This window comes from Mycobacterium sp. NGS54 (assembly GCF_059812465.1).
This window is the reverse complement of sequence record NZ_JCALCS010000003.1, coordinates 267,525-280,562: the sequence shown is the minus strand read 5'-3', so window position 1 is coordinate 280,562 and position 13,038 is coordinate 267,525. Positions and strand designations below refer to the sequence as shown.

Genomic DNA, 13,038 nt, shown 5'->3' with positions numbered 1-13,038 from the left:
GGTAACGATGATGCGGCCTATTGGTGGCCACATGTTCGATTGGCGCCCTTCATCGTCGCCACCCGAACCACCGACTGGTCAACCGCCGCCATCGGCAGGTCTCCGGCGGCCACCGCCTTTTCCAGCCGGTCCAGGACCGCGGGCACCTCTTCGATGCTGACCCACAGCGCGACGTCGGTACCGGCCTGCAGCGCGCGCAGCACCGCCTCCGCCACGCCGTACCGATCGGAGATCGCGGCCATGCTGGACAGGTCGTCGCTGAACACCGGACCGTTGAAGGGCGGGGCGCCGTAGCCGATGCCGTCGCGCAGCAACTGCACCGCGGCCCGGCTCAGGCTGGCAGGGTCGTCGCCGGTCAGCCCGGGGACTTGCAGGTGACCGATCATGACCGCGACCGGGAGCTGGGTCAGTAGCGTCCGATAAGGCACGAGGTCGCTGGTCTGCAGGTCGCTCAGCGGCGGCGTCACGACGCCGCCCTTGTGTGAATCGCCCGAGCCGTGCCCATGGCCGGGGAAGTGCTTGAGCACCGGCAGCAGCCCGGCGTCGCGCAGGCCCTGCGCGTAGGCCCCGGCGTAGGCGGTGACGGTGTTCGGGTCCGCGCCGAACGAGCGGTCACCGATCACGCCGTCCGGGGCATCGGTCACGTCGACCACCGGGGCGAAGTCGACGGTGATGCCCAGGTCGCGCATCTTCTTGCCGCGCTCCACTTCGAGGTCGTGGACTTGCTGGGGCGTCTGGGTCTGCGCCAGCTGCCGGGCCGACGGGGCCGCCCCGATCAGCGACTTCAACCGCGACACCCGGCCACCCTCTTCATCGACGCCCACCGCCAGCGGGAGGGGCCCGGCGCTGTGGGCGACCTCGGCCAGCCCGCCCTTGAAAATCGAGAGGTCCGTCCAGCCACCGATGATGATCCCGCCGACGTGGCTGTCATTGACGACGGTTCGGGCTTCGTCGGCGTTGCGCACGCCCACCATCAGCAGTTGTGCCAGCTTGTCGCGGGTCGACAGCGCGGCCGGGACGGCCGTCGGGTCGGCGCACACCGGCGGCGCGGGGGCGGCGGCCGGCTTGCTCGACGAGGCCGCCGGTGGGTGGGCGGCATGGTGGCCGCAGCCGGCTACCAGCGCTGTTGCGGCGACGAGCACGGCCAGGGTGCGGGGGAAGGGCATCGGGCCATGTTGTCACGGCGGGCGTTTCGTCCCGTGCTCCAGGGGGCACCGCCGGTAGGTTGGCAATCAGCCCATTTGCCTGGCAGGGAGGAGCCGGCGATGGCCGGGTTTTCGTTGGTCGCGGCGGCAAGCATCGCGGCGGGGCTGATGATCGGCGCCGCGGCGACCGTCGGCGTCACACTCGAGGTCGAAGACCACAAGGCGGAGCCGGCGCAGACCGCACCGCAGCAACCCGCCGGGCCGTACCTGGTGAGTTACGGCTCTCGCTGTTGGCATGGCCATTGCATTCCGTGGCCGTGACTCGCCGGCCCGGCCGGCGACGGCGGTTCTGCTAGGTTGGCGCTAGGTCCCCCCGCGAAACTTCAGGAGCCTTTTCATGAACCGGATCATCGCGCCCGCCGCCGCGAGCGTTGTGGTTGGTCTGTTGCTGGGCGCGGCCGCGATCTTCGGGATCACCCTGATGGTGCAGCAGGACACGAAGCCGCCACTCCCCGGGGGCGATCCGCAGTCGTCAGTGCTCAACCGGGTCGAGTACGGCAACCGTAGCTAGCCGCGCGGCAGGGCCGACGCTGGGCGAGCCGGCGGCGCCGGCGCCAGCCGCGCCGCTCTCCCGCCGGTGGTTGTTGTTGGTCGGCGCCGTCGCGCTGGCGCTCACGTTCGCGCAGTCGCCCGGGCAGGTCTCCCCCGACACCAAGCTCGACCTCACCGCCAACCCGCTGCGGTTCCTGGCCCGCGCGACCAACCTGTGGAACAGCGAGCTGCCGTTCGGTCAGGCCCAGAACCAGGCCTACGGCTACCTGTTTCCGCACGGCACCTTCTTTCTGGTCGGCCACGCGCTGGGCGTCCCGGGCTGGATCACCCAGCGGGTGTGGTGGGCGCTGCTGCTGAGCGTCGGTTTTTGGGGGCTGCTGCGGGTGGCCGAGACGCTGGGCATCGGCAGCCCGACGTCTCGGGTGATCGGCGCTCTGGCGTTCGCGCTGTCGCCGCGGGTGCTGACCACGCTCGGATCGATCTCGTCGGAGACGTTGCCGATGATGCTGGCGCCGTGGGTGCTGTTGCCGACGATCCTGGCGCTAAGGGCCGCCGGCGACAGGTCGGTTCGGGTGCTGGCCGCGCAGGCCGGGCTGGCCGTGGCTTTCATGGGCGCGGTCAACGCCATCGCGACGCTGGCCGGATGCCTGCCCGCGGTGATCTGGTGGGCGTGCCACCGGCCGAACCGGTTGTGGTGGCGCTACACGGCGTGGTGGGCGCTGGCGCTGGGCCTGGCCACGCTGTGGTGGGTGGTTGCGCTGGTTTGCCTGCGCCACGTCAGCCCGCCGTTCCTGGACTTCATCGAATCCTCCGGGGTGACGACGCAGTGGTCGTCGCTGACCGAGATCCTGCGCGGCACCGACGCCTGGACCCCGTTCGTGGCGCCGACCGCCACCGCCGGCGCGCCCCTGGTGACCGGGTCGGCGGCCGTCCTGGCCACCTGCCTGGTCGCCGCGGCGGGGCTGGCCGGGCTGGCCAGCCCGGGGATGCCGGCGCGGGGGCGGCTGGTGACGATGCTGCTGGTCGGCGTGGTGTTGATGGCCGTCGGCTACAGCGGGGGGCTGGGGTCGCCGTTCGCCCACGAGGTGCAGGCGTTCATGGACGCCGCCGGCGCGCCGCTGCGCAACGTGCACAAACTGGGACCGGTGATCCGGATCCCGGTGGCACTGGGCGTCGCGCAGCTGCTGGGCCGGGTCGCGCTCCCGGGCAGCGCGCCGCGCTCGGCGTGGCTGCGCGCGCTCGCCCACCCCGAGCGCGACAAGCGGGCCGCCGTGGCGATCGTGGTCCTGACCGCGCTGATGGTCAGCACCTCGCTGGCGTGGACCGGCCGGCTCGCCCCGCCGGGTACGTTCGGCGCGATCCCGGCGTACTGGCACCAGGCCGCCGACTGGCTCGACGAACACAACACGGGCACACCGGTTCCCGGGCGGGTGCTGGTGGTCCCCGGCGCGCCGTTCGCCACCCAGGCGTGGGGCACCACCCACGACGAGCCGCTGCAGGTGCTCGGCGGCAGCCCGTGGGGGGTGCGCGACTCGATCCCGCTGACCCCGCCGCAGACCATCCGTGCGCTGGACTCGGTGCAACGCCTGTTCGCCGCCGGGCAACCCTCGGCGGGCCTGGCCGACACCCTTGCCCGCCAAGGCATTTCGTACGTCGTGCTGCGCAACGACCTGGATCCGGAGACGTCTCGCTCCGCGCGCCCCATCCTGGTGCACCGCGCGATCGCGGGCTCGCCGGGATTGCAGAAGGTCGCACAGTTCGGCGCGCCCGTGGGGCCCGGCACACTGGCGGGCTTCGTCGCCGACGGCGGGCTGCGGCCCCGCTACCCGGCCGTGGAGATCTACCGGGTGGCCTCCTCAAACGGCGGCGACGACCCCGGCGCGCCCTACTTCGTCGACGCCGACCGGTTGGCCCGGGTCGACGGCGGGCCGGAAGTATTGCTGCGCCTGGACGAGCGACGACGACTGCTGGGCCAGCAGCCGCTGGGCCCGGTGCTGCTGACGCCCGACGCCCGGGGTGCCGGTCTCCCGGCCTCGCTCGTGACGGTCACCGACACCCCGGTGGCCCGCGAGACCGACTACGGCCGCGTCGACCAGCATTCGTCGGCCGTCCGGGCGACCGGTGACGCCCGGCGCACCTACAACCGCGTGCCCGACTATCCGGTGCCGGGCGCAGACACCGTCTTCGGCGCCTGGAACGGCGGGCACATCACCGTGTCGAGCTCGTCGTCGGACTCCACCGCCATGCCCGACGTCGCGCCCGCGACGTCGGCCGCCGCGGCCGTCGACGGCGACTCGGGGACGGCGTGGGTGTCCAACGCGCTGCAGGCCGCCGTCGGGCAGTGGCTGCGGGTGGACTTCGACCACCCGGTGACCAACGGCTCGATCGCCATCACGCCGAGCGCGACCGCCGTCGGTGCCCAGGTCCGCCGCATCCTCATCGAGACCGCCAACGGCAGCACCACTTTGCGGTTCGACGAGCCCGGCAAGCCGCTCGCGACGGCGCTGCCGTACGGCGAAACCCCATGGGTGCGGATCACCGCCGCCGGCACCGACAACGGCTCCCCCGGCGTGCAGTTCGGCATCACCGACCTGTCGATCACCCAGTACGATGCGTCCGGCTTCGCGCACCCGGTCAGCCTGCGGCACACCGTTTCAGTGCCCGGGCCGCCGCCGGGCGCGGCGGTCGCCGCGTGGGACCTGGGTTCGGAATTGCTCGGCAGGCCCGGCTGCGCGGCGGCGTCCGGCGGCGTGCGCTGCGCGGCGTCGATGGCGCTGGCGCCGGAAGAGCCGGTCAACTTCAGCCGCACCCTGACCGTCGCGGCCCCGGTGTCGGTGACGCCGACGGTGTGGGTGCGGCCGCGGCAGGGGCCCAAACTGGCCGACCTGGTCGCCGAGCCGAATGCCACTCGCGCCCAAGGCGATTCCGACGCCGTGGACATTCTCGGGTCCGCGTTCGCCGCCACCGACGGCGACCCGGCCACCGCGTGGACCGCGCCCCAGCGGGTGGTGCAGCACAAGTCCCCGCCGACGCTGACCGTCACCCTGCCGCGGGCCACCGAGGTCGCGGGGCTGCGGGTGGCGCCCAGCGCGTCGACGCTGCCGGCGCACCCGACGGTGGTGGCCGTCAACCTGGGCGACGGCCCGCAGGTGCGCCAGCTGAAACCGGGTGAGCCCCAAACGCTTTCGCTCAATCCGCGGGTGACCGACACCGTCAGCATCAGCCTGCTCGACTGGGAAGACGTGATCGACCGCAACGCCCTGGGCTTCGATCAGCTCAAGCCGCCGGGCCTGGCCGAGGTCGCCGTGCTGGGCGCCGACGGCAACCCGATCGCGCCCGCCGACGCCGCCCGCAACCGTTCGCGCGAGATCACCGTCGGCTGCGACCGCGGGCCGGTCATCGCCGTCACGGGCCGGTTCGTGCACACCTCGATCCGCACCACCGCGGGCGCGCTGCTGGACGGCGAACCCGTCGAGGCCCAGCCCTGCGAACGCGAGCCGATCGCGCTGCCGGCCGGTCAGCAGGAGCTGTTGATCGGTCCCGGCGCGCAGTTCGTCGTGGACGGGGCCCGGCTGTCGACCCCGGCCGCCGCCGAGATACCCAGCGCCGCTCCGGTTCGCGCCCACACCGGGGCCTGGGGCCCGAGCCGCCGCGAGGTGCGCGCCCCCGCGTCGCCCGCCGCGCGGCTGCTGGTCATCCCGGAGAGCATCAACCCCGGCTGGGTGGCGCGCACCGCCGCCGGGACCCGATTGACGCCGGTCGCGGTCAACGGGTGGCAGCAGGGCTGGGTGGTGCCGGCCGGGGAGCCGGGCACCATCACGCTGAGCTTCGCGTCCAATTCGCTGTACCGGGCGGGCCTGGCGGTGGGGCTGGCGCTGCTGCCGCTGCTGGCCGCGCTCGCCTGGTGGCGCCCCCGGCGTCGGCGCACCGACGACCCGCCCGCCCGGCCGTGGGCGCCGGGGCCGTGGGCGGCGGTCGCCGTGCTGGCGGCCGGGGTTCTCATCGCGGGCGCCGCGGGGTTGGTCGTGGCCGGCGCCGCCCTGGGCCTGCGGTACGCGCTGCGGCGGCGGCGTTGGGGCGACGCCGCGACGGCGGCGCTGAGCGCGGCCGGGCTGATCCTGGCCGGGGCGGCGCTGTCGCGACTTCCCTGGCGCTCGGTCGACGGCTACGCGGGACACGCGGCGAATGTGCAACTGCTGGCACTGATTTCGCTCGCGATGCTCGCCGCGTCGGCGGTGGCGGTTCCGCGCCGCGAGCCGCGGTCGCGCGAGGAATGACTTTTGGCCGTTGGCTAGCGGTTTCCCTGCTGCTTGACTGGTAATACGTGACGACCATGGATTGGTTCTCGGCACCCGAATACTGGCTGGGCCGGATGGTCCTGCAGCGGGGCGTCGCGGCCATCTACCTGATCGCGTTCGTCGCGGCCGCGCTGCAATTCCGGGCGCTCATCGGCGAGCACGGAATGCTGCCGGTGCCGCGGTTTTTGGCCAGGCAGACGTTTTGGCGCGCGCCGAGCCTCTTTCATCTGCGCTACTCCGACCGGCTGTTCGCGGGGGTGGCCTGGCTGGGCGCGGCGCTGGCGGCCGCGGTCGTCGCCGGCGCGGCCGACCTGGCGCCGGTGTGGGCCGCGATGCTGGCGTGGCTGGCCCTGTGGGCGCTTTACCTGTCGATCGTCAACGTCGGCCAGACCTGGTACGGGTTCGGCTGGGAGTCGCTGCTGCTAGAGGCCGGCTTCCTGATGATCTTCCTCGGCAGCGACCGGGTGGCGCCGCCGGTGCTGACGCTGTGGATGACGCGGCTGCTGCTGTTCCGGGTCGAGTTCGGCGCCGGGCTGATCAAGATGCGCGGCGACCCGTGCTGGCGCGACCTGACGTGCCTGTACTACCACCACGAGACCCAGCCGATGCCGGGCCCGTTGAGCTGGTTCTTCCACCACCTCCCCCGACCGCTGCACCGAATCGAGGTGGCGGGCAACCATTTCGCCCAGCTGATCGTGCCGTTCGGGTTGTTCGCGCCGCAGCCGGTGGCCAGCGCGGCCGGGGCGATCGTCGTCGTCACCCAGCTGTGGCTGGTGGCGTCGGGCAACTTCGCCTGGCTCAACTGGGTGACGATCATGCTGGCGTTCAGCACCATCGACGACGCGTCGCTGGCCCTGCTGTTTCCGCTGCCCGCGCATTCATGGCCGTCGGGGCCGCCGCTGTGGTTCGCCGGCGTGGTGATGGTGTTCAGTGCCGCCGTGCTGTTCCTGAGCTACTGGCCGCTGCGCAACATGCTCTCGCCGCGTCAGCGAATGAACATGTCCTTCAACCCATTTCACCTGGTGAACACTTACGGGGCGTTCGGCAGCATCGGACGGGTGCGACGCGAGGTGGTGATCGAGGGTACCGAAGAATCGCGAGTCACCGACGAAACGGTATGGAAGGAATACGAATTCAAGGGTAAACCCGGCGACGTGCGCCGGCTGCCGCGGCAGTGGGCGCCCTACCATCTGCGCCTGGACTGGCTGATGTGGTTCGCCGCCATCTCGCCCGGTTACGCCCAGCCGTGGCTGAGGCCGTTCATGCAGCGGCTGCTGCGCAACGACCGCCCGACGCTGCGCCTGTTGCGGCGCAATCCGTTTCCGGACTCGCCGCCGCGGTACGTGCGCGCGCAGCTCTATGAGTACCGATTTACGACGTGGCGAGAGCTGCGGCGCGAGCGGGCGTGGTGGCATCGCACGCTGGTGGGCACCTATGTCCGGCCCATGACGCTGGGAAAAGAGCAGTCTCCGCGGGGAGCTTAGCCAGGCGTCAAAACGGCGGTGGATCGTCGTCGTCTTGGGGTGGGGCGGGTCCAAAGTAGCTGGGCCACTCAGCTTTACGGGCCAGGCGGGCGTCGCGGTTGTGGCGGCGTTCGGTGGCCACCCGGTAGGCGCGGTCTTGGGCGCGGGTGCGGCGGCGTCGGGGCATCATCGCGGTGCGCTCGGCGCAGTAGTCGGCCGGCGGGTCGGCCTCCGGTGTGGGCATGCCGCCCACCGAATAACACAGGCTGGGGAACAGCAGCGCGCTGCCCGGGGTGGTGACATACGTCTGTCCGGACGGGGAGGTCAGAATCAGCGTCCCGTCGGGCAGTTGCTGTTCGGCCCAACCCAGAAACGTCTTGATCAAATGATGAGTTCTGCAGTAGCACTTCAGGTTTGACGCGTGCGTGGGCCCACCCTGGGCATAGGGGATCGTATGATCCAGGTCGCAGCCGATGGCCGGGGCGTCGCAGCCCGGCCAGCGGCACGTCAGATCCCGGCAGCGCACGAAATCGGCCAACGCCTGCGAGGGCACATAGCCGTTCTCGGGTGGCGCGTCGCCGGGGTGAACCAGCGGCATGAGCTTGGCCGACTTAGCGATTTCGGCCAGCAGTTCGGGTGGGATGAGGCCGTCGGCGCCTACTTCGGAGCCCGGAGCCGTGCTGGTGCCGTTCAGGCTGGCCCGTTCGGCGATCACATGAATCACCACCGGCGACGCAGCGGGCCGTGTCCCTGCGGCGCAGTCGGGCCGCAAGCAGCGACAGCCCAACCGATCCGCCCCGACCGCCAGCGCGCCGAGCGCATCGGCGCGGCGCTGCTCACGGGTACGCGGATCGTGGACACACACCGTGGCCGCCAACGCATTCAGCCGCTTCTCCAGGGCGTGGGCATCCGGGGTCAGCAGGCTGCCGTGGATCTCCGAGAGCCCGTCTTGAACCCGATCCCCAATCCAGATCTCCCGATCGACCTGACGCTCTTTTCGACGGCGCACCGCATCCACATCGGCTTTGGCCACGATCTTGTCCACCTGACCGGCCAACCGGCCCCGACTCATCGACGGCCAGCGCGCCACATTGGCCGCCAACGTCGCATCCACGCCCGCCAACACCTCGGGGTCCTCGATCAAATCGGTGCGAAACACGACCGTCTGAAACATCCGAAAATCGATGTCCCCCGCCGCGAACACCCCGCCCACCTGCGGCAGGCGCTCACACATCGCCCGGGCATAGTGCAGCCGGCTCGCCGCCAGACCCTGGCTGATCCGCAACGCGGCCGCGACCTCCGCGGCAACCGCCTCCATGGTGTCGATCGCCCAGTCCTCGCTCTCCGAACACCGCGACAACCGATACCGAAACAACTCATGGATCGCGACCAGCTGCGCGGCGGCCTCCCGGTTCTCCGCCCGCGCCGCCGCGCAGATCCGATCCACCATCACCGCCGACTCCGCCGTCGTCGACGGATAGCACCGCTCGATCATCTCGTCGAACCGGGCGATCACCTCAGCACGGGCCGTCTCATCGAACATGTGTTCGAGTATAGCGCGGGCCACTGACTCGTGCTTTTTGGCAGGCCATCCCTGTGGATAACGGGCGGTGTCTCGACTAAAGCGTCTCGTCCAGCTCACCCAGCCGGTCGGTCAACCGCAGGTTCTCGGAATAGTCGACCGGGCGCGCCGTCGCCCGCGACGGCGAGCGCCTTGGAGTCGGGCCGCGCCAGCTTGACGCCGAGGGCCCCGGGCAACGCAACAACGGGTGAATCGGCTCAGCAGGGGGGCGACGCCGGTCTCGGCCCGGGGTGCGTCGGCGTTAAGGTCCGCCGTCGCCGCCGGTGCCGCCGTGCGCGACGGCGCCGGTCCCGCTGGCGAAGGCGGCGCCGCCCCCGCCGCCGCCACCGATGTTGGCGTTGCCGCCGGCGCCGCCCGTGGCGGTGGCGCCGCCTGTGCCGAAGAGGTTGCCGGCCGCACCGTTCGCGCCGGCGCCGCCGAGGGGCTGGCCGGTGCCGCCGACCCCGCCGGCGCCGGGGGCCACACCGTTGGCACTACCCCCTTGGCCGCCGTCGCCGCCGGGGCCGCCGGTGATAGCGCCGCCACCGCCGCCGCCACCACCTGCGGCGACTTCGGTACCGCTTGCGGCGGCGGGTTGGCCGCCGCCCCCACCGGCCCCGCCGCCGGAACCTTGGCCGGTGCTGCCGCTAAAGCCGCCGCCGCTGGTGGCGGTGGTGCTGGTGACATCGGCGCCAGCCCCACCGCCGCCCCCACCACCGGGGCCACCCGCGATCCCGGCGGCCCCACCGCCACCACCGCCGGCGCCGCCGCCGGCGGCGACGGAGCTGAGGCCGACCGTTGCGGCGACGCCGCCGCCGTTGCCGCCTTGGCCGCCGTGGCCGCCGGCGCCGCCGCCCGTGCCGTTGCCCCCGGCGCCGCCGCCACCACCACCGCCGCCGATCGCGATGGCGTCGGTGGTGCCGGTGGCGAGGGCGCTGCCACCGCCGCCCCCGTTTCCGCCGTCCCCGCCGGTGACACCGTTGCCGCCGTTGCCGCCGTTGCCGCCGCGGATGGTTTCCGCGGCCACCAGGCCCGAGCTGTTCACGGTGGCGTTGCCGCTGTTGCCGCCGTCCCCGCCGTTGCCGCCGGTCCCGCCGACGCTGTTGCCGCCGTTGCCGCCGTTGCCGCCGACGCCGGCCGTGCCGCCAGTGCTGCTGCCCCCGTCGCCGCCGTCGCCGCCGGTGCCGCCGGTGCCGGCAAGGCCCGCGCTGGCGCCGGCGCCGCCCGCGCTGCCACCCAGGCCGGCGGTCCCACCGTTGCCGCCCTTGCCGCCGTTGCCGGCGGTGCCGGCGGTGTCGCCCCCTTGGCCCCCCTGGCCGCCGTGGCCCCCCAGGCCGCCCGTGCCGCCGTCACCGTCGTGACCGCCGAAGAATCCCGACACTCCCTCGGCGTGCCCGCCGCTCCCGCCCGTCCCGCCGTTCCCGCCCAGGCCGCCGCCGGTCGCGTTGAGAAAGCCCGTGACGCCGTCTCCGCCGCTCCCGCCGGTCCCGCCGGTCCCGCCGACGCCGCCCGCACCGCCACTGCCGAAAATCAGCCCGCCGTTGCCGCCCACCCCACCGGACCCACCGTTGCCGCCGAGGCCGCCGTTGGTAGGGCTGGCCCCCGCGGCGCCCGCGGCGCCGGTGGTGCCAATGCCGCCGGCCCCGCCCCTGCCGCCGTTGCCGAAGAAGAAAGCGTTACCACCGTTGCCGCCGGGGTGGCCCTGCGCCCCGGACCCCCCGTCGCCGCCGTCGCCGAACAAGATCCCGCCCGGTCCCCCGTTTTGCCCGGTCCCCGGCGCCCCATTGGCGCCCTTGCCGATCAACGGGATCCCGAACAACGCATTGGTGGGCGCATTGACTACGGCCCGTACGTCTTGCCACAGGGGCGTGAGGGTCTGCAATGGCGAGGAGTTTGCCGCCTCGGCGGTCGCATAGGCGCCCCCGGCGGCGTTCAACGTCGACACGAACAGGGCATGAAACTCCGCCGCCTCGGCGCTGAGCGCCTGGAACACCTGCCCGTGACTGGAGAGCACTGACGCTATCGCCGCGGACACCTCGTCCGCACCGGCCGCCAGCAATCCCGTCGTCGGGCCCGCGGCGGCGGCATTGGCGGCGGTCACCGCCGAGCCGATCTTGGACACATCCAATGCAGCCGAGGCCACAAATTCCGGGACCGCTATCAAATACGACATCGCTGCCCCTCCCCACGGGTCGAGGAGTACAGATGAAGAGCACTGAAAGCGTACGCCAATTCCGCGCCGATGTTTCAGCCTTGAGCAAACGGGAGCTTAGAAGCCCGCTCGCCCGCAATCCCGAGCCCGGGCGACTAAAGCGTCTCGTCCAGCTCGCCGAGCCGGTCGGTCAACCGCAGGTTCTCCGAGTAGTCCACCGGGCAAGCGATCAGCGACACCCCGTCGTCGGCCAGCGCGGCCTTGAGCGTCGGCAACAGCTCGGCGGCGCTGGTGATCCGATATCCCTTGGCGCCGAAGCTTTCCGCGTATTTCACGACGTCGGGGTTGCCGAACTTAACGTAGTAGTGCTCGCCGAGTTCGAGGTCCATCTTCCACTCGATCAGGCCGTAGCCGCCGTCCTCCCAGATCAGCACCACGAGCGGGATCCGCTCGCGCACGGCGGTCTCGATCTCCTGGGAGTTCATCAGGAACGCGCCGTCACCCGCGACGGCGAGCACCTTGGAGTCGGGGCGGGCCAGCTTGACGCCGAGGGCCCCGGGCAGCGCAAAGCTCATGGTGGACAGGCCGTTTGAGATCAGGCAGGTGTTCCGCTCGTACGTCGGGTAGAGCCGCGCCATCCACATCTTGGTAGCGCCCGTGTCGACGAGCACCACGTCGCTGCGGCCCAGCGCCTCGCGGGTGTCGGCGACCACCCGCGCCGGCGCCAACGGGTAACGCGAATCCTGTTGCCCGCGAGCGAATTCCTCGGCCAGCAGCCCCGACCCCGGCACGTCGGCGGCGTGCTCGAAGCGGTGGCCGGCCAGCGCGTCCGTGAGCGCGTTCAGCGAATCGCTGATGTCGCCGATGATCCCGACGTCGACCGAGTAGTGCGCGTCGACCTCGGCCGGGAAGCGGTGCACGTGGATGATCTTCTTGTCGGCCTGCGGGTTGATCCGCACGGGATCGAACTCCTGCAGCTCGTAGCCGACGGCGATGACGGCGTCGGCGTTGTCGAACCCGAAGTTGACGTAGTCGTGCCGCATGAACCCGAGGGTCCCGATGCTGTTGGGGTGGTCATCGGGCATCACGCCCTTCCCGTGGAACGTGTTGGCCACCTGGATGCCGAACTCCTCGGAGAACCGGACCAGGGCCTTGGTCGCGTCGGCGCGCGCGGCGCCGTGCCCGGCCAGCACCACCGGCCGCTTCGCCTGGCGCAGGATTTCGACGGCGCGCGCGACCTGCCGGGGCGCCGGCGCGTCGGGGCGAACAACGTTGCGGGGCAATGGCTTCAAGTCGTAGTCGGCTTCGTCGGCGTCGATGTGCTCGGGGACCGCGAGGTAGACCGCGGCCGGGCGTTCGGTTTCGGCGACCTTGAACGCCTTGCGGACCATCTCGGGGATGGCGCGTGGGGTCGGGATGCCCGCGGCCCACCGGGTGATCGGGGCGAACATCGACACCAGGTCGACGTACTGGTGCGATTCCTTGTATTCGCGGTCTTGGCCCACCTGGGCGGAGATCGCCACCATCGGGGTGCTGTTGGTGGTGGCGTCCGCGACGCCGAGTTGCATGTTGATGGCGCCGGGGCCCAGGGTCGCCGACACCACCGCCGCCCGGCCGGTGACGCGCCCGTACATCTCCGCCATGAACGACGCCGCCTGCTCATGGCGGGTGAGCACGTAGCGGATGTGTGATGCGGCCAGCGCCTGCACGAACCGGATGTTCTCCTCGCCGGGCACCCCGAAAACGACGGAAACACCCTCGTTCTCCAGGCACTTCACGATCAGCTGAGCGGCTTTACTCATCCGGCACCTCCATGGGGGGAACGATAGTGGCAGGCTGGGTGTTGGACCTTTTACCAACCTCGAAG

At 71.8% G+C, this 13,038-nt stretch carries 8 protein-coding genes and 1 pseudogene; 4 read left to right on the top strand and 5 right to left on the bottom strand.

Annotation, left to right across the window (positions count from 1 at the left end):
* Nucleotides 1-17: 17 nt before the first annotated feature.
* Complete coding sequence (locus AC5Y5E_RS10235; protein ID WP_499902873.1) at nucleotides 18-1,166, bottom strand: glycoside hydrolase family 3 N-terminal domain-containing protein; 1,149 nt, start codon at nucleotides 1,164-1,166, stop codon at nucleotides 18-20.
* A 99-nt stretch (nucleotides 1,167-1,265) separates the two neighbouring features.
* On the opposite strand from AC5Y5E_RS10235, the gene AC5Y5E_RS10230 reads away from it, so the two are divergent.
* The 4 genes from AC5Y5E_RS10230 (at nucleotide 1,266) to AC5Y5E_RS10215 (ending at nucleotide 7,479) form a co-directional block, all read left to right on the top strand.
* A complete protein-coding gene (locus AC5Y5E_RS10230) occupies nucleotides 1,266-1,466 on the top strand; it encodes a DUF2613 domain-containing protein (RefSeq protein WP_499902872.1) in 201 nt (66 codons plus the stop codon).
* 76 nt (nucleotides 1,467-1,542) lie between these two features.
* Nucleotides 1,543-1,716, top strand: a complete 174-nt coding sequence (locus AC5Y5E_RS10225) for a DUF2613 domain-containing protein (RefSeq protein ID WP_065443914.1) — start codon at nucleotides 1,543-1,545, stop codon at nucleotides 1,714-1,716.
* Nucleotides 1,717-1,735: 19 nt separating this feature from the next.
* Nucleotides 1,736-5,974, top strand: a complete 4,239-nt coding sequence (locus AC5Y5E_RS10220) for an alpha-(1->3)-arabinofuranosyltransferase domain-containing protein (RefSeq protein WP_499903280.1) — start codon at nucleotides 1,736-1,738, stop codon at nucleotides 5,972-5,974.
* Between the two features lie 56 nt (nucleotides 5,975-6,030).
* A complete protein-coding gene (locus tag AC5Y5E_RS10215) occupies nucleotides 6,031-7,479 on the top strand; it encodes a lipase maturation factor family protein (protein WP_499903279.1) in 1,449 nt (482 codons plus the stop codon).
* Nucleotides 7,480-7,486: 7 nt separating this feature from the next.
* On the opposite strand, the gene AC5Y5E_RS10210 is transcribed toward AC5Y5E_RS10215, so the two are convergent.
* The 4 genes and pseudogenes from AC5Y5E_RS10210 to AC5Y5E_RS10195 all read right to left on the bottom strand — a co-directional run bounded on the left by AC5Y5E_RS10210 (nucleotide 7,487) and on the right by AC5Y5E_RS10195 (nucleotide 12,973).
* Nucleotides 7,487-9,001, bottom strand: a complete 1,515-nt coding sequence (locus AC5Y5E_RS10210) for an HNH endonuclease signature motif containing protein (protein WP_499902871.1) — start codon at nucleotides 8,999-9,001, stop codon at nucleotides 7,487-7,489.
* A 143-nt stretch (nucleotides 9,002-9,144) separates the two neighbouring features.
* A pseudogene (locus tag AC5Y5E_RS10205) lies at nucleotides 9,145-9,219 on the bottom strand (thiamine pyrophosphate-dependent enzyme); the annotation flags it as partial.
* Between the two features lie 62 nt (nucleotides 9,220-9,281).
* The gene (locus tag AC5Y5E_RS10200) at nucleotides 9,282-11,192 is read right to left on the bottom strand and encodes a PE family protein (RefSeq protein WP_499902870.1); all 1,911 of its coding nucleotides are present in this window, start codon (nucleotides 11,190-11,192) and stop codon (nucleotides 9,282-9,284) included.
* A 134-nt stretch (nucleotides 11,193-11,326) separates the two neighbouring features.
* Complete coding sequence (locus AC5Y5E_RS10195) at nucleotides 11,327-12,973, bottom strand: acetolactate synthase large subunit (RefSeq protein ID WP_499902869.1); 1,647 nt, start codon at nucleotides 12,971-12,973, stop codon at nucleotides 11,327-11,329.
* Nucleotides 12,974-13,038 lie beyond the last annotated feature (65 nt).

What these genes read in the sequence shown, in the direction of transcription:
- AC5Y5E_RS10235 (WP_499902873.1), bottom strand. Translation starts at nt 1,166, where the DNA reads ATGCCCTTCCCCCGCACCCTGGCCGTGCTCGTCGCCGCAACAGCGCTG.
- AC5Y5E_RS10215 (WP_499903279.1), top strand. Translation starts at nt 6,031, where the DNA reads ATGGATTGGTTCTCGGCACCCGAATACTGGCTGGGCCGGATGGTCCTG.
- AC5Y5E_RS10225 (WP_065443914.1), top strand. Translation starts at nt 1,543, where the DNA reads ATGAACCGGATCATCGCGCCCGCCGCCGCGAGCGTTGTGGTTGGTCTG.
- AC5Y5E_RS10210 (WP_499902871.1), bottom strand. Translation starts at nt 9,001, where the DNA reads ATGTTCGATGAGACGGCCCGTGCTGAGGTGATCGCCCGGTTCGACGAG.
- AC5Y5E_RS10195 (WP_499902869.1), bottom strand. Translation starts at nt 12,973, where the DNA reads ATGAGTAAAGCCGCTCAGCTGATCGTGAAGTGCCTGGAGAACGAGGGT.
- AC5Y5E_RS10230 (WP_499902872.1), top strand. Translation starts at nt 1,266, where the DNA reads ATGGCCGGGTTTTCGTTGGTCGCGGCGGCAAGCATCGCGGCGGGGCTG.
- AC5Y5E_RS10200 (WP_499902870.1), bottom strand. Translation starts at nt 11,192, where the DNA reads ATGTCGTATTTGATAGCGGTCCCGGAATTTGTGGCCTCGGCTGCATTG.